We start from the raw sequence: 21,946 nt of genomic DNA, 5'->3' as shown, positions 1-21,946 counted from the left end.
TTACGGGACTGGCCTGTGCAGGGTTGGCTCGGGGCCAGGAGGTGGTTCTGGAGGAATTGAATTAATACTAGAACCTTGGCGGCGATCCCCATATTCCGCCCGGGCATTGTGAGCAAGGGCACCCCCTACCTCCACCCCGTGGACGCGAGGAGCCTCTTCTCGAACATCGGAATCATGGACTGCACGTAGGTCTTGGTGAGGTGGTTGTCGTCCTTGTAGACGTAGACGTTGCCCACCACGGCCGGGCAGATGCCGTCCGCGCAAATGAAGTCGCTCATGTCCATCAGGTGCAGCCCGTCCACCTTGCCCCGGTACGCATCCAGCGGGGACCTGGCGGCAAGGGATTCTCCCACCGGCGGGTTGCACTCGGCCGCGCCGGTGCCGTACTTCTGGACGCATTCGGGCATGTTGATGGCGAAGCGGGGGTTGTCCCTGACTCCCACCACGTCGATCCCGGCGTCGGTGAACGGCTTGATGCCCTCAAGGTAGCCGGGCACCTCGGTTTCGAACGGGGCTTCCTTGTGCGTCAGGGACGCCACGGTGAACACCGCGTCCGGCTTGTGCTCCATGACGTATGCCGCGCTGGCCTTGTTGAAGGCGTTGCAGTCGGCGTCCCGTTCCGTGGATTCGGCGCCAAACCGGCAGTTCCCCTTCAGGAGGGTGACCACCTCCCAGCCGTGCCCCCTGGCGATGGGCCCGAGCGCGGCCATGTACTGCTGCGCGTGCGAGTCACCGAGCACCACGATCCGCTTGGTGACCTTGTCCGGCTTGCTGTTCTGCAGGCAGCCGTTGAGGAGCGGGTCGCTGGGGACGTTGTCGTCGGTGCACAGGCCGTCGATGTCCGCCCACTCGTTTTTCATGGCGGCAGGGGCCGGAATCACGGTGGCTTCCGGCGTCGGCTTGCCGGCGTTTTCCGGCGCGAGCGCGGCAGCACCCGGAGTCAGCTCCCGCGGCTGCGCCGCTGCTGCCGCTTCCTCGGCGTTCAGCCTGGTCTGCCACAGCGCAACCGGCCCGGCCAGCAGGGCACCACAGGCAACAATCACGACGGCGGTGCGCCAGGCCCGCAGCTGCGGCCAGTGCCATTCGCGCAGGGGCTTCTCGACGAAGCGGGTGGTCAGCACGGCCAGGACCACTGAACCTGCCACAACGGCGAGGCCCTGGACCAGGTTGGGCTTTTCGATGCCGGTGGCCGCAAGGGACAGCACCAGGACGGGCCAGTGCCAGAGGTACAGGGCATACGAGTTGTCCCCCAGGCCCACGAGGGGCTTGGAGCACAGGATCCGGTCCACGCCGAACCGGCTGCCGCTTTGCCCGGCGACGATGATGGCAGCCGCGGCCAGCGTGGGCCACAGTGCGATGAAGCCCGGGAAGGACCTGTCCACAGTGAGGATCAGGCCGCAGGAAATCATGGCGGCAAGCCCGGCCCAGCCCAGCACAACGCGGAACGCCCTGCCCGGCTTCAGGTAGGGCAGCGCCAGGGCCAGCAGTGATCCCAGCGCGAACTCCCACAGCCGGGTCCGCGTGTCGAAGTAGGCGTACGCCTGGTTGCCGCCCGTCTGGTCGATCGAGAACACCAGGGAGGCGATGAAGATGCCACCGAAGGCAACCATCAGGACTGTCCGGTAGCTGACGTCCCGGCGGCGCCGCAGCAGCCGCCACACCAGAGCGGAGCCGGCGAAGATGAGGGGCCAGAGAAGGAAGACCTGGCCCTGAATGGAGAGCGACCAGAAGTGCTGGAGCGGGCTGGCTCCGGAGTGGTCCTGCGCGTAGTAGTCCACTGCGGTGTTGGCCAGCAGCCAGTTCTGCCCGTAGAGGAGGGATGCCCAGGCCTCGTTGAGGACGTCGGGCCAGCGGCTCTGCGGCAGGACCAGCCAGGTTCCGGCCAGCACACCGAGAATCACGACGACGGCGGCCGGGATCAGCCGCTTGAAGAGGTGCAGCCAGTGGCTCACGAGGCGCAGCGGCGTACCCTTCTCCACCTTGCGGACGAAGGACAGCGTCAGCAGGAACGCAGAGATGAGCAGGAAGATGTCCACGCCACCGGAAACCCTGCCAAGCCACACGTGGTAGGTAACCACCATGAGCACTGCCAGGGCGCGAAGGCCCTGGACCTCGGGGCGGTAGCCCGGCTTGGCCTTCAGCCGGGCAGCCCTCGGCTCATGGTTTTCTTTTCCTGCCGGCTCCTCGCGCGGCATGCTTTTCAGCGGGTCCGTCGATCTCGCTTCTGGCACTGATAACCCCTCAAACGGCAGCACAAAGCACCTATGTTACCGATTCGTGACATTCGGGACGAATCGGACGCGCCGGCTGTGACCGGCGCCTCAGCAGGGCGGGTTCCGGTTTCCTGGGCACTATAGAGTCGGTGCCAGGGGAATTTGGGTGCGTGGATTGGAGTGTCAGGTGATCGTCCAAATGCGGATTTGCGTACCAGCAGAACTGACCACCCTCGTGGCGGACCTGTGCCAGCAGCAGGCCGGCACGGCCGAGGTTGCACTGCACGCAGGTGCCTCGATCCTTCCCAAAGGCGACGTGGTCCTGGCGCACGTTGCCCGGGAAGCGGTGGAGGAGTTGCTGGAGAAGCTCCGCGCCCTAGACGTTGAGAGCGTGGGTTCGATTGCCTTGACAGCCCCGGACCTGGTTCTTTCCGACAGGGCAGACAAGGCCGAGGAGTCCGCCCCCGGAGAAGGCGCCGACGCGGTCATCTGGGACAAGGTGTCGCGGCAGACCGGTGAGGAGTCCCGGATTAGCTGGACCCTCCTGTCGTTCCTTGTGCTGGCCACCCTGCTCGCAGCGATCGGCATCGTCACGGACTCCACCATCGCCATCGTCGGTGCCATGGCCGTGGGGCCCGAGTTCGGACCGCTCGCTGCACTGGCGGTTGCCGTGGTGCGCCGAAACTGGAGGCTCGGCGGCCGCGCGGCGGTTGCCCTGGGTGTGGGCTTCCCCGCAGCGATGCTGATCACAGCGCTGATCACCTGGCTGGCACTGCCGCTGGGCCTCTTTCCGCGGGACGTGCTGGACCGTGCCTCGGCGGCCGAGTTCATCTACCACCCGGGACCGTTTTCGCTGATCGTGGCCGTCCTCGCCGGTGCCGCCGGGATGCTTTCGGTCATCAGCGGGCGCTCGGCCGCCCTGATCGGCGTCTTTATTTCAGTGACCACCGTGCCCGCGGCCGGCTTCGTGGCCGTGGCACTGGTCCTTGGCGAATTCAGCAAGGCGGCCGGGTCAGCCCTGCAGCTGCTGGTAAACCTTGGCGGCATCGTGGCCGCCGCCGTCGCGGTCCTGTACTTCTACCGGCTGGTCACCAAACGGCTTCCCGACGGCGACGCGCTCCGGCTGCGGCGGCAGGCCCTTCGCGCCCGGCACTAGCGCAAGACCGCAAATGCCAGGCGCCAGGCGCCAGGGAAACAGGTGCCAGGAAAACGCAAAGGAGGCCCGGCCAGCAGCAGCTGGACGGGCCTCCCTGTGACACCGCGGGAGCGGGCTGCAGCCTAGTGGCTGTGGCCTGCGTGCTCGTCTTCCTCGGCGGGCTTTTCAGCCACGAGGGTTTCGGTGGTGAGCACCAGCGCGGCGATGGAAGCCGCGTTGCGCAGGGCTGCACGGGTGACCTTGACGGGGTCGATGACGCCCGCGGCGATCAGGTCCTCGTACTCGCCGGACTTGGCGTTGAAGCCGTGGTTGTTGTCCTGCTCGGCAACCCGGGCGGTCACAACGTAGCCGTCATGGCCGGCGTTCTGGGCGATCCAGCGCAGCGGCTGGACCAGTGCACGGCGGACGATGCCGACGGCTGCAGCCGCGTCACCTTCGAGTGCCGTGACGGCCGGGTCCTCGTCGAGTGCCTTCAGCGCGTGGATCAGGGCGGAACCGCCACCGGCCACGATGCCTTCTTCGAGGGCGGCGCGGGTGGAGGACACTGCATCCTCGATGCGGTGCTTCTTTTCCTTCAGCTCAACCTCGGTGGCTGCGCCGACCTTGATCACGCCGATGCCGCCGGCCAGCTTGGCCAGGCGTTCCTGCAGCTTTTCCCGGTCCCAATCGGAATCGGTGCGGGTCAGCTCTGCACGCAGCTGGGCAACACGTGCCGATACGTCCTCGGCCGAACCTGCGCCGTCGACGATGGTGGTGTTGTCCTTGGTCACCGTGATGCGGCGGGCGGTACCCAGCACCTCGAGGCCCACGGAGTCCAGGCTCAGGCCCAGTTCCGGGGACACAACCTGGGCGCCGGTCAGCGTCGCGATGTCCTGCAGCATGGCCTTGCGGCGGTCGCCGAAGCCCGGAGCCTTGACGGCAACCACGTTCAGGGTGCCGCGGATGCGGTTGACGATCAGCGTGGACAGCGCCTCGCCGTCGACGTCCTCGGCGATGATGAACAGCGGCTTGGAGCTCTGCAGCGCCTTCTCCAGCAGCGGCAGGAATTCCTGCACCGAGGAGATCTTGCCCTGGTTGATCAGGATGAGGGCGTCCTCGAGGACAGCTTCCTGGCGCTCGGTGTCGGTGATGAAGTACGGGGACAGGTAGCCCTTGTCGAACTGCATGCCTTCGGTCAGAGTCAGCTCGGTCTGCGTGGTGGAGGATTCCTCGATGGTGATCACACCATCCTTGCCGACCTTGCCGAATGCCTCGGCGAGCAGTTCGCCCACCTCGTCGCTCTGGGCGGAAATGGCGGCAACGTTGGCCACTTGGGTGCCCTCGACCGGACGGGCGTTCTCCAGCAGGCGGGCTGCGATGGCCTCGACGGAGACCTCGATGCCGCGCTTGATCTGGCCAGGGGCGGCGCCGGCGGCAACGTTGCGCAGGCCTTCCTTGACCAGTGCCTGGGCGAGCACGGTTGCGGTGGTGGTGCCGTCACCGGCGACGTCGTTCGTCTTGGTGGCGACTTCCTTGGCCAGCTGGGCGCCAAGGTTCTCGTACGGGTCGTCCAGCTCGACTTCACGGGCGATGGTCACGCCGTCGTTGGTGATGGTGGGTGCGCCCCACTTCTTGTCCAGCACGACGTTGCGGCCGCGGGGACCAAGTGTCACCTTGACCGTGTTGGCGAGCTTGTCGATGCCGGCTTCAAGCGACCGGCGGGCAGCGTCGTTAAACGCAAGCTGCTTTGCCATGGTTTGTCCTTTCAAGACAGAACCCCGTGCAGCCGCCCGGTCGGAATGAAATCAGACGCGGGCAGCGGCACGGGGATCCAAAGAGTTACTTGACGACGATCGCCAGAACGTCGCGGGCGGAGAGCACGAGGTACTCCGTGCCGCCGGTCTTGACTTCGGTTCCGCCGTACTTGGAGTAGATGACAACGTCGCCAACGGCTACGTCGACCGGTACGCGGTTGCCGTCTTCGAAGCGGCCGGGGCCTACTGCAACAACTTCGCCTTCCTGCGGCTTCTCCTGCGCGGAGTCCGGGATGACCAGGCCGGAAGCCGTGGTCTGCTCGGCTTCGAGCGGGCGGACAACAATGCGATCCTCAAGAGGCTTAATAGAGACCGACACTCGGACCTCTCCTTTTCGTCAAAATTCATGGACAGTAAAAACTGTTGCGCCTTGGCGGCAGACCGTCGTCGCGGTGCCGGCAGCAGCCAGGCTGGCAGCTCTTCGTGTGTTAGCACCCTCCTAGGGAGAGTGCTAATGATGACTCTATGTAAGGGGTTAGCACTCGGTCAAGGTGAGTGCCAGAATTTCATCTGCCGTAACCCGCGCGGGCCTCTCGTTCAGCGCCCGGCAAGGTCGTCAAACCCCAGGTCCTCGTCGCCGTCGGCGTCCCCGTCTCCCGCTTTTCGCTGGTCGCGGACAAGCACGACTGCCGCCGCCGCGGCGATCACGGCCGACACGATAAGCACCACAATGCCGCCAATACGGGCGCCCAGGTACAGGTCGCGGATCTGCCGGGCTTCCTCGGTGGGGTCGCTGATGTTCTTGCCGCCCACCGAATAGACAGTGGCGTTGAAGGAGTCCAGCAGGAAGATGATCACCAGCAGGACAAGACAGACGAGGGCGATAACGGCGCCGGCGATCAGCACGGGGCGTGCATACCGGACCAGGCGGCTATGCTGCACCGGGCCGGGGTTGGAGCTTTCGGGCTGACCGGGGGTTGGCGTTTCGCTGGATTCCATTCAGACCACCCTATCGGGAAGAGGCTGGGCCGGCGGCTCCACTAGGCTTGATCCCATGTCTGACGCACCGCAGGACCAGATCGCCCCGCTCCTCACAGAAGAAGGATGGGAGCTGCTGGCCTCGCTCGGACCCTACCGGGAGGACGACTCCTTCACGCTCAGCTCAAGCCTGCGCAAGGCCGGCCACTCCCCCGAACTCGTGTCCGCCGTGCTGACGCAGTCACGGCTGCGGACCAGGGCCGAGGCCAAGTTCGGCGAGTTTGCCCGGCAGATGCTCTTCACCCAGGCCGGACTGGAGCAAGCCACCCGGCTCAACGTTGCCGCCCGGCACGCCCAGCGCTTTGCCCAGGCGGGCGTCCGCCACGTTGCGGACCTCGGCTGCGGGCTCGGCGCGGATGCCATGGCCCTGGCGTCACTGGACATCGCCGTGACCGCCGTGGAGGTCGACGAGACCACCGCCGCCTGCGCCACGATCAACCTCATCCCTTTTCCGCACGCCACGGTGGTCCATTCGGACGCGACGTCGGTGGCGCTGGAGGACGGTGCCGGCGTCTGGCTGGACCCCGCCCGGCGCACCACCACCACCTCGGGCACCAAGCGGATCTGGGACCCCGAGGCGTTCTCTCCCCCGCTGTCCTTCGTGGAGTCGCTGGCCGCCGCGGGGCGCGCCGTCGGCGTGAAGATGGGCCCGGGCATGCCGCACGATTCGGTGCCTGCCGGCTGTGAGGCGCAGTGGGTCTCGGTGGGCGGCGACGTCACCGAGGTCACGCTGTGGTTCAACGCCGTGGCCAGGCCCGGGATCCGCCGGGCCGCCCTGGTCATCGGCGCGGAGGGCGCGGCGGAACTCACCAGCGGTGAGGAGTTCGACGGCGGCCCGGTTGCCCCTGTGGGCCCGGTGGAAGGTTTCCTCTACGAGCCGGACGGCGCCGTCATCCGTGCGGGTCTGGTGGCGGACCTCGCCCTGGACCTGGGCGGCCACCTCGTGGACGAGCACATCGCCTACATCTGCGCCCCGGAGCTGCTGGACACTCCGTTTGCCCGGGCCTACCGGGTCCTGGAGGTCATGCCGTTCAACGTCAAGGCGCTCAAAACCTGGGTCCGGGAGAACGGCGTCGGCGTTCTGGACATCAAGAAGCGCGGCACGTCCGTCACCCCGGAGGAGCTGCGCAAGCAGCTGCTGCCCGGGGGGAAGGCGGCAGGCAAGGCAGCGGGCAAGAAGACAGCCACCCTGGTCCTCACCCGGATCGGGGAAGAAAGAGTGGCTGTCTCCGTGGAGCCCGTGTAGCTGCAGGGGCCATACTGCTGCCTACTGGGCGCGCACGAACGCCTCGGCGTCCCGGACCTGCTGGTCGGTGGGACGGATGCCCGTGTACAGCACGAACTGCTCCAGCGCCTGGATGGTGGCCACTTCGGCGCCGGTGATGACCTGCTTGCCGGCCTCCCGGGCAGCCTTGATGAGAGGCGTTTCAGCGGGCAGGGCCACGACGTCGAACACCACTGTGGCGGCTTCAATCGTTTCGGCGGGGAAGGACAAGGCGTCGGCTTCCGGTCCCCCGGCCATTCCCACGGGCGTGACGTTGATGACCATGTCCGCGGTGGCCTCCGGGCCGGTGCCGAGCTCCGCGCGCCAGCCGAAGCCGTAGAGGTCGGCGAGCGCCCGGCCGGAAGCTTCGTTGCGGGCGATGATGGTCACGTCCTTGAACCCGGCGTCGCGCAGGGCTGCGGCCGTGGCCTTGGCCATTCCGCCGGCGCCCTTGAGCAGCACCGATGACTCCACCCGCACGGCATTGCGCTGCAGCAGCTGCTCGATGGCCGTGTAGTCCGTGTTGTAGGCGGTCAGGCGGCCGCCGTCATTGACGATGGTGTTGACGGAGTCGATGGCCTTGGCCGACGGGTCCATGGCATCCACCAGGGCGATCACATCCTCCTTGTAGGGCATGGAAACAGCGCAGCCCCGGATCCCCAGGCCGCGGACGCCCGCGATCGCCTGGGCTAAATCAGTGGGTGCGAAGGCCTTGTAGATCCAGTTCAGGCCCAGCTGGTCGTACAGGTGGTTGTGGAAGCGGGTCCCGTTGTTGCTCGGCCGGGCCGAGAGGGAGATGCACAGGGTCATGTCTTTATTCAGAATCGGCACCCCTCCATTAAACGGCGGCACCGCCTTTATTACCGGCTGCCGTCACCTGCAGCCGGTACCGGAGCGGTAGGGTCCGACGGCGGCCGGCAGCTTTCCGGGGGCGGTGGCCTTCCCCGCCAGGACAGCCAGCAGCGCCTTGTATGCTCCGGGCGTCCGTCCGTAGAGGGCGATCTTGGTCGGTGCGACGGACTGCGCCAGGGGCCACGGTGCGTCCAGGGCCACCGCAATATCGCCCTTCGCGGGGCCTGCACCGTAGCCGATCAGGCTGACCAGCGGACCCGTCGTCCCCAGCGTGATCCCCGCGTCCTTGGCTGCGGCGGCAAAGCGGGCCCGGTCCACCGGTGAACCCCCTGCCACCCGCACGTGGCCTGCTACGGAAGCGCCCTTGCACCTGCCGGCCACCACGGTGATGGCCCGGGCCGAGATTTTCGCAGACATGGCCTCGCCGCTTCCCGGCGCCGCCGGAGGCTTCGGCCGGGCCGTCCGTCCGCGCCAGATCATCATGGTGACCACGCGGCGGGCCGCGTCCTCCAGGCGCGACAGCGGGAGCTTTCCCTCTGTGACAGCACGGACGACGGCGGCATGGGCGGCGGCTGCGTCCGCCGGCATCAGCAGCAGGTCCGCCCCGGCTGCCAGCGCGGCCGGTGCTGCTGACCCGCCGGGGTAGCGGCCGGCCACCGCGCCCATGTTCAGCCCGTCCGTGACGGCCACGCCCTTGAAACCCAGGCCGCGGAGCGCCTTGTAGGTTGCCTTCGAGAGGGACGCGGGGACGCCCGGCTCGAGAGCCCTCGCCGCAATGTGACCGGTCATGATCATGGGCGCGCCTGCCTTGACCGCGGACTGGAACGGCTTCCAGTCCCGCGCCCTCAGCTGAGCGAGGGTGGCGTTCTGGACCGGGAGACCCTTGTGGGAATCGGTGGTCACGGAACCGTGCCCGGGGAAGTGCTTGACGGTGGGCAGCACCCCGCCGGCGAGCATGCCTTTGGCGAAGCCGGCACTGAGCGATGCCGCGGCCCGGGGCTCAGCGGACATGGACCGCGCGCCGATGGTTGGATCGGCGGGGCCCATCGTGACGTCGGCCGCGGGCGCGAAGTCCACGGTGAAGCCCAGCGGCGCGAGTTCCGCCGCCAGCCCGGTGCCGGCCTCCGCGGCCAGGGGCACGCTGCCGGCGGCGCCGTAGCTCATCGGGGTGGGCCAGCGGGTCAGCGGGGCGCCGACCCGGCTGACTGCGCCGCCTTCCTGATCGACGCCGATCAGGCCGGGCCAGGTGCGGCCCCCGGCGCGGGACGCCTGGTCCAGCCGGCGCGTCAGGCCGGCCAGCGCCTGGACGTCCACCAGGCCGGTGGCGGTGCCGGGCACGTTGTCGGCCATGATCATGGAGCCGGCAAGGTGCAGGCGTTCCACCATGGCAGCCTGGGCTTCGTGGTCGAGGCCGGTGTAGAAGGGCAGGAGCACCTGCCCGGCCTTCTCCTCCAGAGTCATTTTCGCCACTGCCGCGGCCGCAGCCTCGGCGTCCCGCTGCTGCGGGCCCCAGCCCAGCGCCGCGGTTTCCTTCGCGGGCTTTGCCGTGGACGGGGCGGGGCTGTGCGCATCGGTCTGGGGTGCGCCTGGCTGCGGGGTAGCGGTCTGTGCCGTCTGCGGTGAGCTGGAAGCGGAAGGCGCGGGCGCCGTCGTCGTGCTTTGTCCCGGCCCGGGTGACGGCGGCGCCGTGCACGACGCAAGAGCGAACAGCGCCGCGAGCGCTGCCGCAGTCCGCGGACATGCAATGCCGGAATGTTGTCTGGGGATTTGGGGGCGGCTGGTTGTGTGAAGACTCTCACGCGCCCTGTGTAGCCAAGCCATCAACTCGATGCTACCCCTGCACTAGACTTGGATGACCGTTCCCCTGCCAGCCGTTCGCCAGGAACGGACGGCGACCGGACCCCACGTCAGCACACAGCGAGGAACACATGAAGATTGATTTCGCTTCATCCAGGCAATCAACTCTTGGTGTGGAATGGGAACTTGCGCTGGTGGATGCGCAGACCGGTGAACTTTCGTCGGTGGCCAACGAGGTCCTGCGTGGGGTCGTGGCCCGGCATCCCGAACTGAACGAGGATGACGAGCACCCGCACATCAAGCAGGAGCTGCTGCTCAATACCGTGGAGCTGGTCACCGGCATCTGCGAGACCGCCGCGGAAGCGAAGGAAGACCTCGCCCGCTCCCTGGCCGCCGTCCGTGAAGTCACGGACCCGATGGGCGTCGAAGTCTTCTGCGCCGGGAGCCACCCGTTCAGCCCGCCCCAGCTGCAGCCGGTCACGGACAAGGAACGCTACGCCAAGCTGATCGACCGCACGCAGTGGTGGGGCCGCCAGATGGTGATCTACGGGGTGCACGTCCACGTCGGCCTGGACCGCCGGGACAAGGTGCTCCCCGTGCTTGACGGCCTGGTCAACTACTTCCCGCATTTCCAGGCCCTGTCCGCATCAAGCCCGTTCTGGGGCGGCGAGGACACCGGCTACGCCTCGCAGCGGGCCCTCATGTTCCAGCAGCTGCCGACGGCGGGACTGCCGTTCCAGTTCGCCAGCTGGGAGGAATACGAGTCCTACGTCCAGGACATGTTCACCACCGGCGTGATCGACACCATCTCGGAGATCCGCTGGGACATCCGCCCGGTGCCGGCACTCGGCACCATCGAGATGCGCATCTGCGACGGCCTGGCCACGCTTGAGGAAGTGGGCGCCGTGGCTGCCCTGACGCAGTGCCTGGTCCACGAATTCTCCACCATCCTCGACGCCGGCGGCAGCATTCCCACCATGCCGCCGTGGCACGTCCAGGAGAACAAGTGGCGGGCCGCACGCTACGGCATGGACGCCATCATCATCCTCGACGCCGAGGGCAACGAGCGGCTGGTCACCGACCACCTGCTCGAGACGCTCAACCGGCTCGAACCCATCGCCGCGAAGCTGGGCTGCCTGGATGAGCTGGCCGACGTCGAGAAGATCATCAGCCGTGGCGCCGGCTACCAGCGCCAGCGCCGGGTGGCCGCCGAAAGCGGCGGGAACCTGCAGGCCGTGGTCCTCGACCTCGTGAAGCAGATGCGGAACGGCCCGACGGCGTAGGGCCCGCCTTGCCCCGGCCTCCGCGGTCTCGGGGCAGCCGGCCCGTCTGGTGTTAGGCTCCCGCGCTGGCGTGGGCCGTGTCTGTTGCCGGCGCGGAAACAGTGGTGACCGGCATGGAGGAGTCCGGCGCGAAGCTGATGCCGCTGGGTTCGATGCCCGCCATGACCAGCTGCGCGCCGAGGGCTGCCACCATCGCGCCGTTGTCCGTGCACAGGTCCAGCGGCGGAACGTGGAGCGTGATGCCCGCGGCAGAGCAGCGCTGTTCGGTCAGTTGCCGCAGCCGCGAATTTGCTGCCACTCCCCCGCCCAGCAGCACGTCGGTGATGCCACGCTCCCGGCAGGCCAGCACCGCCTTGGACGTGATGACATCCACCACGGCTTCCTGGAACGCTGCGGCGATGTCCGCCACCGGCACGGGATCGCCCGCGGCTTCGAACTGTTCGACGCACCGGGCCACCGCGGTCTTCAGGCCGCTGAAGGACCAGTCGTAGCGGTGCCGGCCCGGCTCCTCCGCGGTGCCCATGTACTTGGGCTGCGTCAGTCCGCGCGGGAACCGGATGGCCTTGGCGTTGCCCTCGCGCGCCAGCCGGTCAATGGCCGGGCCGCCAGGGTATCCCAGGCCCAGGATCCTCGCGACCTTGTCGTACGCCTCGCCGGCGGCGTCGTCGATGGTGGAGCCGAGCAGCTCGACGTCGTCGGTGATGCTGCGGATGCGCAGGATCTCGGTGTGGCCGCCGGACACCAGCAGGGCGCCGACGTTTTCGGGCAGTACCGGTTTTTCAGCGGCACCGGCCTCCGTTCCCGTTCCGGCGCGGGAGTTCAGGAGGCCGACCCCCACGTGGGCCACCAGGTGGTTGATGGCATAGAGGGGCTTGCCGGTGGCGACGGCGAGCGCCTTGGCGGCGCATACACCCACCATCAGGGCGCCGGCCAGGCCCGGACCGGACGTCACCGCGATGGCGTCGATCTCATCCAGCGTCACGTCCGCCTCGGCCAGTGCTGCCTGCAGGGCAGGGACGAAGGCATCCAAGTGGGCGCGGGAGGCGATTTCCGGGATGACGCCGCCAAACCGGACGTGTTCCTCCATGGACGAGGACACCGTGTTGGTCAGGAGGTCGGTCCCGCGGACGATGCCCACGCCCGTTTCGTCGCACGAGGACTCAATGCCGAGGACTAGCGGCTGCGAGCGGTTCATTTCTGGTCTGCCTCCGTCGGAGCGGTTTCGCCGGCGCGGCCGGCTTCGTCAGTCTGCGCGGGCTGGGGTCCGGCGTCGTGCACGATGTCCCGGTGCACTATGTCCTGGTGAACGGACAGCACGTCCTCCAGCTGAAGCCGCATGATCAGGGCGTCCACGCCGTCGCGGTAGTACTTCTTCCGGACGTGGATTTGCTCGAAGCCGAAGCGGAGGTACAGCTGCTGGGCGCGCGGATTGTCGGCGCGGACCTCGAGCAGGATGTCGGCTGCGCCGCGGCGCCGCCCCTCGGCGATCAGGTCCGTGAGGAGCGCCGTGCCGATGCCCTTGCCCTCATACTCGGGGACGACGGCGATGGTCTGGACGTCCGCGATCGGCTCCACGCACATCAGCCCCGCGTAGCCGACGACGCCGTCCGGGCCCTCGGCCACGAGATACCGGCGCGTCTCCGGCTGCACCAGTTCGTCCCAGAACATCTGCAGCGGCCAGGCGTCCACCGGGAACAGCCGGACCTCCAGTTTGTGGACGGCCGGAATGTCGTCAGGGAGCATGTCGCGGATGGTCACGCCCGAGTCCAGCCGGCGGGGCAGGACAGGTGCGGTGCCGGGGGCCTGGCTGGCGGAAGCTCCGGATGATTCGGGCAGCAGGTTCACAGGGCACGCTTCCGGGGGCCGGGGACCTGGGCGTCCGATTCACGGAGGTACAGCGGCGTGGAGTCCAGGAGCTCCTCGCCCGATTCCAGCCTCGCCAGCGCGAACTGGCCCAGGTACAGTGCGTCCGGCTGTTCGGTGCTGAAGTCCGGATCCGCACGCACGTCGTCGGGGTACAGCCCTGCGCCCGCGCCGTAAGCAGGCAGGTCAGGAAGGTCAGCGGCGAAGCCCACGTGCGGCCCGTCCGTGAGCTTTGGCAGCTGGCCCGCGGCCAGGGTGTAGCGCGCCCAGTAGACCTCTTTGCGCCGGGCGTCCGTAGCCACCAGGAACTCGGCCGGCGCGTCGGTGGCCTCGGCCACCTCGAGGGCCACGGCGTCGAGGCTCATCATGCCGTGCAGCGGGGTGTTCCAGACAAAGGCCAGGGTGCGCGCCGTCGCAATGCCGGACCGGAGCCCGGTGAAGGGACCGGGGCCAACGCCCACCACGATCGCGTCAATGTCGGCTCCGGTCACGCCGGCGTCCGCGAGCAGCCGCTCGATCCCGGGGGCGAGGACCTCGGCGTGGCTCCTTGTGTCCTCGGTGGAGAAGTTGCCCACCACACCCTCCAGGGCGTCGTCGGACACCAGCGCGGCGCTGGCCACGGCTGAGGTGTCGATGGCAAGAATGAGCATCAGGAGATTCCTTCCGGGGCCAGAACAGGCTGTTCGGCCCAGCGCGGCCCGAAGCCGCGGATGATGATGGTGCGGGGCTCGTCGTCGTCCTCCGACTCGAAATCCAGGGCACCGTTCCCGGTCCGGTAGGCCGCGGCGGCGCCGCCCAACTGGCGGTGCAGTTCCACCTCGAGCCGGCTCTCGGTCAGGTGCTCCACGCGGTCCCGGCCCCACTCCACGACAGTCACGGCAGAGTCCAGCGTGTTCTCCAGGTCGATGTCGTCGATTTCCGACGCCGATCCCAGCCGGTACGCGTCCACGTGCACCAGGTCAGGCCCGCCAGGACGCCGCCCGTCGGGGAGGTTCGGGTGGATGCGCACCAGCACGAAGGTCGGGGAAATGATGCCCTCGCGGACGCCCAGGCCTTCGCCCAGGCCTTGCGTAAAGGTCGTCTTGCCGGCGCCCAGTTCTCCCGTCAGCACCAGGAGATCCCCCGCCCGGAGCACCTCCGCCAGGGCTGCGCCGAGCGCATGGGTCTGGTCCGCCGTCGTGACCGTCAGGGTCTGGACCCACAGCGGAGCATTGCCGGTTTCCGGAACGTTGCCGGTTTCCGGAACGCCGCCGGTTTCCGGAACACTCATGGCGCCGGCGTTTCGGCGGCGGCCGTTTCGTTGATGTAGGCACGAGGCACACGGGGGCTGATGCGGGTGACGATCTCGTAGTTGTTGGTGCCGGCGGCGCGGGCCCAGTCATCGGCCGTGGGGCCGCCGTCGGCACCATCGCCGAAGAGGACCGCCTCTGCCCCGAGGACGCTGTGGCCGCCCCGGCTCACGTCGAGGGGGCCGAGGTCGATCACCATCTGGTCCATCGCGATCCGCCCCACCACGGGGTAAGTGACGCCCTCCACGCGGACGGGTCCGCCGGTGGCGACGCGGGGCACGCCATCCGCGTAGCCGAGCGGGATGAGCCCCAGCGTGCTCTCGCCGGAGGTGCGGTAGTTGAAGCCGTACGAGACTCCCTGGCCGGAGTGCACGTCCTTGCAGTGGGACACGACAGTGCGCAGGGTCATCGCGGGGCGGAGGCCCAGCTCCGCAGAGGTCTGTCCCTCGAAGGGCGAGAGGCCGTAGATCCCCAGCCCCGCGCGGACCAGGTCGAAGTGCGTGTCCGGCCGGGACAGCGTGGCCGGGGTGTTCGCCAGGTGCCGGACTTCGGGATCCACACCGGCGTCTTCGGCGATGGCGAGGACCTCGCGGAATGCGGCGAGCTGGTCATCCGTTTCCGGGCGCTCGGGTTCGTCGGCCACGGCAAGGTGGGAGAAGATGCCCACCACGCGCAGCAGGCCCTGGTCCTGGTATTCCACGGCTTCACCCACCAGGCGGTCCCACACCTCGACGGTGGCGCCGTTGCGGCCCAGCCCCGTGTCGACTTTGAGGTGGACGCGGGCGGGCCGTTCCTGTTCCCGGGCGGCGGCCACGATCTGTTCCAGCTCCCAGCCGGAGCACCCGATGTCGATCCCGGCAGCCACCGCCGCCCCGAAGTTGCTTTCCGGGGTGTGCAGCCAGGCGAGCAGCGGGGCTTCGATGCCGGCCGCGCGCAGTGCCAGCGCCTCGGAGATGTGTGCCACGCCCAGCCAGCTGGCGCCTGCCTCGAGGGCCGCGCGGGCTACGGGCACCGCGCCGTGGCCATAGGCGTCAGCCTTGACCACTGCCATGACCTTGGCCGGCTCGGCGGCCGCGGCGAGCCGCCGGACGTTGTGCCGGATGGCCTCGAGATCGATGACGGCGGAGCGCTCATGGGCCATCCGGTCGTATGCGTGGAACGTCCCGGCCGGGCCCGATACTGCCGGGCGGTCACCTGTTGCTGCTGGATAAATCACTCTACTGATTCTAGTGCTGGCGCTTCGGGCCAAATAATTGCCCGGAAAACGGCGTGCCGGGGACGCGGAAAGTTCCCGGCGACGCGCATGCGGGCGGAGGACAAGGGATGCTCCACAGGAAACGTGGTCGGCCCGAGGACACGCCAAGCACCGCAGGACGCACAATCGGCCGCAGGACGCGTGAATGCGCGCGTCCCCAAACCGGCTGCGCGTCCAGGGGCCGTTTCGGTGTCCCCAGACCCTGCTCAGGCGTCCGAGAGGTGCGCGATGGTGGCGGCAGCGCGCCGCGGGGCTTCCTGCGGAACGTCCCTGACGATGTCGGCGAGGAAGGAATAGCGGCGGAGCCACTGGCTGCCGCGGCGTTCGGGCCGGGCATTGGCGCGTTTCCACCAGTCGGCGATGTCACCCCATCCGGGCGCTGCGAGGGAACCGCCCACCTCCTGGACGGCCAGCGCGGCGCAGAGGTTGGCGAAACGCAGCCGGTCGCTGAGCGGCCACCCCGCCAGGCTCCCGACGATGAACGCGGCCCCGAAGCAGTCCCCGGCGCCGGTCGGATCGTAGGCGGCCACCGGCAGCGACGGCACCCACTCCTCCTCGCCGGATTCGGAGTCCACGGCTACGGCCCCTTGCGCCCCCAGGGTCACCACCGCCACCGGCACCCGATCCGCCAGCGAATACAGCGCCGCCCAGGGATCGTCTTTGCCGGTGAAGGCCATGGCCTCGCGCTGGTTGGGCATAAAGGCGTGGAAATACTGCAGGTTCGCAAGCCGCGCGTGGGCCCATTGGCCGGTTGGGTCCCAGCCGACGTCGCCGAACAGCTTCACGCCTTCCCTGTGCGCCGCGAGCGCCCAGGGCTCCACTTCATGGCCGAGGTCCGCGACGGCAGCCAGCGCGCGGGGCGGATCCCCAATCAGCTCGGAGGAGGTCACCGGCGCCGGGTGCCCGTGCGTGACCATCGAGCGGTCGTGGTTCACGCTGAGGGATACGGTCACCGGCGAGTGCCAGCCCGGGACCCGGCGGGACAGGGACAGGTCCACGTGCTCCTGCCGGTCCAGGATCTTCCAGTTGTAATCGCCGTAGCCGTCGTCCCCGAAGGCCGCCGCCAGCCCCGTCCGCAAGCCAAGGCGCGCCGCCGCAATGGCCTGGTTGGCCACGCCGCCGGGGCAGCTGCCCATTCCCTCGCTCCAGATTTCCGTTCCGGGTTCGGGCGCGTGCGGCAGCCCGGTGAAGATGATGTCCTGAAAAACGGTCCCGGCCAGCAGCAGGTCGAACTCCCCCGCGGCCTGCATACGGACGGCAGCGAGGGGGTCGAACCGGCGTGCGTGATTCGCCTCCATGCTCGGCACATTACGCTGTGCACCTTTGTGTTGAAACCCCGCGAATTGGGGGCCGGACGCATCCGGGCTGGATGTGGCGCCGCAGTTCGGGGCGTGTCGCTGGTTGCTGCGCATAAACTCCTGCCATGCGGCTCATGATCGCCGGCGGCGGCGGATTCCGGGTTCCCCTTGTTTACCGTGCCCTCTGTTCCGGACCCTATTCCGGCCTGGTCAGTGAGGTGGTCCTGTACGACGTCGACGGCGGCCGCCTGGCCGCCATCGAGGCCGTGCTGCGGTCCATGTCTTCGGAAATCAGCAGGTCACCGGAGGCGAGCGGCGCGGCGGACGGAAGTTCCGGCGTCGGACATTCCTCCGGGCGTCCGCCCGTGGTGACCTCCACAACGTCCCTCCGCCAGGCACTCGACGGGACGGATGTGGTGTTCGCCGCCATCCGTCCGGGCGGAACGGCCGGCCGGATCGCCGACGAACGGGTGGCACAGAAGCTCGGGCTGCTGGGACAGGAAACCACCGGCGCCGGCGGCATCTCGTATGCTCTGCGGTCCATCCCGGCCATGCTGGAGCTGGCCGCCGGCATGCGGACGCACTGCCCGGGCGCGTGGCTGGTCAACTTCACCAACCCGGCGGGGATGGTCACCGAGGCGCTGGTTCCCGTGCTGGGACGGAAGGTGATCGGCATCTGTGATTCCGCGAGTGCCCTGGTGCACCGCGCCGCCGAGGCGGCCGGCGTGCCGCTGCCGGCGGGAAAGCTCGACGGCGTGGGCTACTACGGGCTGAACCATCTCGGCTGGCTGTACCGGCTGGAGAGCGGCGGCCGGGATGTCCTCCCCGGCCTGCTGGCGGATGCCGGCGCCCTCGCCAGCTTTGAAGAGGGCCGGCTGTTTCCGCAGCCGTTCCTGCGCGATCTGGGGCTGCTGCCGAACGAGTACCTGTTCTATTACTACGAGACGGCGCGCGCGGCGTCGGGCATGCGGGCCATGACGATGACGCGCGGCGAGTCGATCCACGGCCAGCAGGCGGAGCTGTATCCGCGGCTGGCGGGTGCCGGAGACCAGGCATACGGCCTGTGGGAGGCGGCGCGGCGGTCCCGCGAGGAGGGGTACCTGGCCGAGGCCAGGCCCGCCGGCGAGGCACGGAAGCCCGAGGACCTTGCCGGCGGCGGTTACGAGCAGGTGGCGCTGGCGGTGATGCGGGCGCTGGCCGGTGGCGGCCCTACGGAGCTGATCCTCAATGCCCCGAACTCCGCCGGACAGCTTGCAGGTGCGGGCGGCACCCAGGCCGCAATTCCCGGGCTGCCGGGGGACGCCGTGGTCGAAGTTCCCTGCGCGGTCACGCCGGAAGGGGCGGTTCCCATCCCGCAGGGCCGGCCCGCCGAACCGCAACTCGGCCTCCTGCAGCAGGTAAAGAAGGTGGAGCTGCTCACGGTCCGCGCCGCCTCCACTGGTGACCGCGATGCTGCGCTGGAAGCGTTCGCGGAACACCCCCTGGTTGGTTCGTACGGCTCGGCTGAGGCGCTGCTCACCGGCTACGAGGATGCGTTCCCGGAGTTGGCCGCGTTGTGGCGGCACTGAGCCCGTGCAGCGGTTACGCGCCGGACGGGTTTTAGCACTGCCGTGCTACACCGCATGTAGCCCTGGCTGGCGTGCGGGAGGCCACGTTGGCAGCAGTTCCAGCGCCACCGTTCCGCTGAGCGTTGAGGAGTAGTGTTTTATCCGACGCAGTTCCCGCAGCACGGAGAGGAGGGAGGGCCGTGTCCGTCATCAAACGAGTGGCTTTCCTGTCGTTGCATACCTCCCCCATGGAACAGCCCGGTTCCGGGGACGCCGGCGGCATGAACGTCTACATCCGCGGCCTCGCCTCCGCCCTGGCCGAAACCGGCATCGAAGTGGAAGTCTTTACCCGGTCCACGGCCGCCGGCCAGCCCGCCGTCGAACATCCGGACCCCGGCGTCTGCGTCCACAACGTCATGGCGGGCCCGCCCCGCAAGCTGCCTAAAGAAGAACTCCCCGAACTTCTGCACAGCATGGTCGCGGAAATCGAGCGCATCCGCGCCCAGCAGCCGCACGGACGCTACGACCTCATTCACTCCCACTACTGGGTCTCCGGCGTCGCGGGCCTGGAGCTCTCCGCCCTCTGGAACGTCCCGCTCGTGCACACCATGCACACCATGGCCAAGGTCAAGAACCTCCTCCTGCACTCCGGCGAACAGCCCGAACCGCGGCGCCGCGAGGACGGCGAACACCGGATCGTCGACGGCGCCACCCGCCTCATCGCCAACACCACCGCCGAAGCCGCCGAACTCGTCTCCCATTACGGTGCTGATTTCGACCACATCGACGTCGCACCCCCGGGCGTGGACCTCTCCGTGTTCACCCCCGCCTTCCGCGCCCGGTCCCGCACGGCCCACGGCATCGCCTCCGGCACTTTCCACCTGCTCTTCGCCGGCCGGATCCAACGCCTCAAGGGCCCGCAGATCCTGCTCAAGGCCGCCGCACTGCTGCGTCGCCGCCGCCCCGACATCGACCTCAAACTCACCATCCTCGGCGCGCTCAGCGGAGCCAAGGACTTCAACCTCAATTCCCTCGTGAGCGCCGCCGGGCTCGACGACGTCGTCACCCACCACCCGCCCGTCAGCGCCCCTGAACTTGCCGGCTGGTTCCGGGCCGCCGACGTCGTCGTCATGCCGTCCTACAGCGAGTCCTTCGGCCTGGTCGCGCTCGAGGCCCAGGCCTGCGGCACCCCAGTCCTCGCCACCCGCGTCGGCGGACTCACCCGCGCGGTCAGCCACGGCCGCACCGGCCTCCTCGTGGACGGACACGGTGCCGCAGACTGGGCCGACGCCCTCGAAGCCCTGCACGACGACCCCGACACCCGGCACACCATGGGGACCGCCGCCGCCATCCACGCCACAAACTCCGGGTGGCAGCGCACCGCCGCCATCACCCTCGACAGCTACCACGCCGCCGTCGACGAATACGCCTCCAGCCACCCCATGGCCGCCGTCTACGGGACCCGGCTCACGGGCTGAACCCATCCTGAAAGGACAACGATGTCTGACAGCACTCCCCTGAGCGACCTGGACATTGCCCGCAGGGCAGTGCTGCGGCCCATCGAGGACATCGCCGCGGCTGCCGGCATCGACGCCGGGGCGGTGGAGCACTACGGCCGGTACAAGGCCAAGATCGACCCCGCGAAGCTGTCAGCCCCCGCACCCGCCGGAAAGGTGGTCCTGGTCTCGGCGATGTCGCCAACGCCGGCGGGAGAAGGAAAATCAACCACGACCGTGGGACTGGCGGACTCCCTTGCCCGGGCGGGCCACAGGGTGATGGTCGCGCTGCGGGAGCCTTCGCTCGGCCCTATCCTCGGAATGAAGGGCGGTGCCACGGGCGGCGGCCTCTCCCAGGTGCTGCCCATGGACGAGATCAACCTGCACTTCACCGGCGACTTCCACGCCGTGACGTCCGCCAACAACGCCCTCATGGCCCTCGTGGACAACCACATCTACCAGGGCAACGAACTGAACATCGACCCGCGCCGCATGACGTTCAAGCGGGTCCTGGACATGAATGACCGCTCCCTTCGGGAGATCGTGATCGGACTTGGCGGCCCCGCCCAGGGCGTCCCGCGCCAGGACGGCTTCGACATCACCGTTGCCTCCGAAATCATGGCGGTCTTCTGCCTCGCCACCGACGTAGCCGACCTGCGGGACCGGCTGGGCCGCATCACTTTCGGCTACACCCATGACCGGACGCCCGTTACCGTTGCCGACCTGGGCGTGCAGGGCGCGCTGACGCTGCTGCTGAAGGACGCGATCAAGCCGAACCTCGTCCAGACCATCGCCGGCACCCCCGCACTGGTCCATGGCGGGCCATTCGCGAACATCGCCCACGGGTGCAACTCGCTGATCGCCACGCAAACCGCGCGGCGGCTGGCCGACATCGTGGTGACGGAGGCGGGGTTCGGGGCCGACCTCGGCGCGGAGAAGTTCATGGACATCAAGGCGCGGATCGCAGACGTGGCGCCGGCCGCCGTCGTGGTGGTGGCGACCGTTCGCGCACTCAAGATGCAAGGCGGGGTTCCCAAGGACCGGCTGAACGAGCCCGACGTTGAGGCCGTGCAGGCGGGTGTGGTGAACCTGCGCCGGCACGTCCGGAACGTGGAGCGGTTCGGCGTGACGCCGGTGGTGGCCATCAACAGGTTCCCCTCCGACACCCCGGCGGAGCTCGACTGGCTGCTCGGCTGGTGCGCAGGCGAGGGCATCCAGGCCTCCGTGGCGGACATCTGGGGACGCGGCGGAGGGGGCGACGGCGGCGATGAACTGGCTGCCAAGGTCGCCGCTGCGGTGAGCGGGCCGTCGTCGTTCCGGCATCTCTACCCGCTGGACATGTCGGTGGAGGACAAGATCCGCACGATTGTCCAGGAGATCTACGGCGCCGACGGCGTGGACTTCTCGGTGCCTGCGCTGCGCCGGCTGGCGGACATCGAGAAGAACGGCTGGTCGGGCCTGCCGGTCTGCATGGCGAAAACCCAGTACTCGTTCACGGACGACGCCTCACGGCTGGGGGCGCCCAAGGGGTTCACCATCCATGTGCGTGACCTCATCCCCAAGACAGGAGCCGGCTTCATCGTGGCCCTCACCGGAGCGGTGATGACCATGCCCGGCCTCCCCGCCGTACCCGCGGCAATGCGGATGGACGTGGACGACGCCGGCAACCCAATCGGCCTCTTCTAGACGCCTCCTCACGTCCCGTCGCCTCAACCCCGACCCTCTCTCACTACCTGCCGGTTTCGGCCCGCCCCTCTCTCACTACCTGCCGGTTTCGGCCCGACCCTCTCTCACTACCTGCCGGTTTCGGCCCGACCCTCTCTCACTACCTGCGGGTTTATCCCCGGCCCTCTCTCACTACC

General features: G+C 68.6%; 18 protein-coding genes. 6 read left to right on the top strand and 12 right to left on the bottom strand.

Annotated features, from left to right (window positions below):
• Positions 1–125: 125 nt before the first annotated feature.
• Entirely contained in the window at positions 126–2,195 is a 2,070-nt protein-coding gene (locus ACFTSA_RS03160; protein WP_377949818.1) for an acyltransferase family protein, read from the bottom strand.
• A gap of 217 nt (positions 2,196–2,412) precedes the next feature.
• On the opposite strand from ACFTSA_RS03160, the gene ACFTSA_RS03155 reads away from it, so the two are divergent.
• Positions 2,413–3,369, top strand: coding sequence for a DUF389 domain-containing protein (locus tag ACFTSA_RS03155; RefSeq protein ID WP_377949556.1), 957 nt, complete (start codon positions 2,413–2,415; stop codon positions 3,367–3,369).
• Positions 3,370–3,491: 122 nt separating this feature from the next.
• On the opposite strand, the gene groL is transcribed toward ACFTSA_RS03155, so the two are convergent.
• The 3 genes from groL to ACFTSA_RS03140 form a co-directional block, all read right to left on the bottom strand.
• Positions 3,492–5,102: a chaperonin GroEL gene (gene groL / locus ACFTSA_RS03150; protein WP_377949554.1), complete on the bottom strand. Its 1,611-nt coding sequence runs from the start codon at positions 5,100–5,102 to the stop codon at positions 3,492–3,494.
• An 85-nt stretch (positions 5,103–5,187) separates the two neighbouring features.
• A complete protein-coding gene (gene groES, locus ACFTSA_RS03145; RefSeq protein ID WP_003805290.1) occupies positions 5,188–5,481 on the bottom strand; it encodes a co-chaperone GroES in 294 nt (97 codons plus the stop codon).
• 218 nt (positions 5,482–5,699) lie between these two features.
• Positions 5,700–6,101 (bottom strand): hypothetical protein, encoded by a 402-nt coding sequence (locus ACFTSA_RS03140; protein ID WP_377949552.1) that lies wholly within the window; start codon positions 6,099–6,101, stop codon positions 5,700–5,702.
• Between the two features lie 55 nt (positions 6,102–6,156).
• On the opposite strand from ACFTSA_RS03140, the gene ACFTSA_RS03135 reads away from it, so the two are divergent.
• Positions 6,157–7,386, top strand: a complete 1,230-nt coding sequence (locus tag ACFTSA_RS03135; protein ID WP_377949550.1) for an SAM-dependent methyltransferase — start codon at positions 6,157–6,159, stop codon at positions 7,384–7,386.
• A 21-nt stretch (positions 7,387–7,407) separates the two neighbouring features.
• On the opposite strand, the gene ACFTSA_RS03130 is transcribed toward ACFTSA_RS03135, so the two are convergent.
• Entirely contained in the window at positions 7,408–8,235 is an 828-nt protein-coding gene (locus tag ACFTSA_RS03130) for a shikimate 5-dehydrogenase (protein WP_377949548.1), read from the bottom strand.
• 42 nt (positions 8,236–8,277) lie between these two features.
• Positions 8,278–9,717 (bottom strand): glycoside hydrolase family 3 N-terminal domain-containing protein, encoded by a 1,440-nt coding sequence (locus ACFTSA_RS03125; protein ID WP_377949546.1) that lies wholly within the window; start codon positions 9,715–9,717, stop codon positions 8,278–8,280.
• Between the two features lie 467 nt (positions 9,718–10,184).
• Between ACFTSA_RS03125 and ACFTSA_RS03120 the strand changes: the two genes are divergently transcribed.
• Positions 10,185–11,336, top strand: coding sequence for a glutamate--cysteine ligase (locus ACFTSA_RS03120; protein ID WP_377949544.1), 1,152 nt, complete (start codon positions 10,185–10,187; stop codon positions 11,334–11,336).
• Positions 11,337–11,388: 52 nt separating this feature from the next.
• Here ACFTSA_RS03120 and tsaD read toward each other — a convergent pair whose 3' ends face one another.
• The 6 genes from tsaD to ACFTSA_RS03090 all read right to left on the bottom strand — a co-directional run bounded on the left by tsaD (position 11,389) and on the right by ACFTSA_RS03090 (position 17,041).
• Entirely contained in the window at positions 11,389–12,531 is a 1,143-nt protein-coding gene (gene tsaD / locus ACFTSA_RS03115) for a tRNA (adenosine(37)-N6)-threonylcarbamoyltransferase complex transferase subunit TsaD (protein ID WP_377949542.1), read from the bottom strand.
• Entirely contained in the window at positions 12,528–13,079 is a 552-nt protein-coding gene (gene rimI, locus ACFTSA_RS03110; RefSeq protein WP_377949817.1) for a ribosomal protein S18-alanine N-acetyltransferase, read from the bottom strand. Before rimI ends, tsaD begins: the two co-directional genes overlap by 4 nt.
• A 98-nt stretch (positions 13,080–13,177) precedes the next feature.
• On the bottom strand, positions 13,178–13,849 hold the full coding sequence (gene tsaB / locus ACFTSA_RS03105; RefSeq protein ID WP_377949540.1) for a tRNA (adenosine(37)-N6)-threonylcarbamoyltransferase complex dimerization subunit type 1 TsaB: 672 nt from the start codon (positions 13,847–13,849) through the stop codon (positions 13,178–13,180).
• On the bottom strand, positions 13,849–14,469 hold the full coding sequence (gene tsaE, locus ACFTSA_RS03100) for a tRNA (adenosine(37)-N6)-threonylcarbamoyltransferase complex ATPase subunit type 1 TsaE (protein WP_377949538.1): 621 nt from the start codon (positions 14,467–14,469) through the stop codon (positions 13,849–13,851). The genes tsaB and tsaE overlap by 1 nt, the downstream gene beginning before the upstream one ends.
• Complete coding sequence (gene alr, locus ACFTSA_RS03095) at positions 14,466–15,704, bottom strand: alanine racemase (protein WP_377949536.1); 1,239 nt, start codon at positions 15,702–15,704, stop codon at positions 14,466–14,468. Before alr ends, tsaE begins: the two co-directional genes overlap by 4 nt.
• A 245-nt stretch (positions 15,705–15,949) precedes the next feature.
• Entirely contained in the window at positions 15,950–17,041 is a 1,092-nt protein-coding gene (locus tag ACFTSA_RS03090) for a carbohydrate kinase family protein (protein WP_377949535.1), read from the bottom strand.
• A gap of 125 nt (positions 17,042–17,166) precedes the next feature.
• Between ACFTSA_RS03090 and ACFTSA_RS03085 the strand changes: the two genes are divergently transcribed.
• From ACFTSA_RS03085 to ACFTSA_RS03075, 3 genes are all read left to right on the top strand, one after another.
• Positions 17,167–18,609 carry a 6-phospho-beta-glucosidase gene (locus ACFTSA_RS03085; protein WP_377949533.1) on the top strand — a complete coding sequence of 481 codons (1,443 nt, stop codon included), beginning with the start codon at positions 17,167–17,169 and terminating at the stop codon, positions 18,607–18,609.
• A gap of 179 nt (positions 18,610–18,788) precedes the next feature.
• Entirely contained in the window at positions 18,789–20,066 is a 1,278-nt protein-coding gene (mshA, locus tag ACFTSA_RS03080) for a D-inositol-3-phosphate glycosyltransferase (RefSeq protein ID WP_377949531.1), read from the top strand.
• Positions 20,067–20,087: 21 nt separating this feature from the next.
• Complete coding sequence (locus ACFTSA_RS03075; RefSeq protein ID WP_377949529.1) at positions 20,088–21,770, top strand: formate--tetrahydrofolate ligase; 1,683 nt, start codon at positions 20,088–20,090, stop codon at positions 21,768–21,770.
• Positions 21,771–21,946 lie beyond the last annotated feature (176 nt).

It is taken from the genome of Arthrobacter sp. NPDC057013 (genome assembly GCF_042674585.1).
GTDB lineage: Bacteria > Actinomycetota > Actinomycetes > Actinomycetales > Micrococcaceae > Arthrobacter.
Note: the sequence above shows the minus strand (reverse complement) of the source record. Positions and strands in the feature narration are given on the sequence as shown.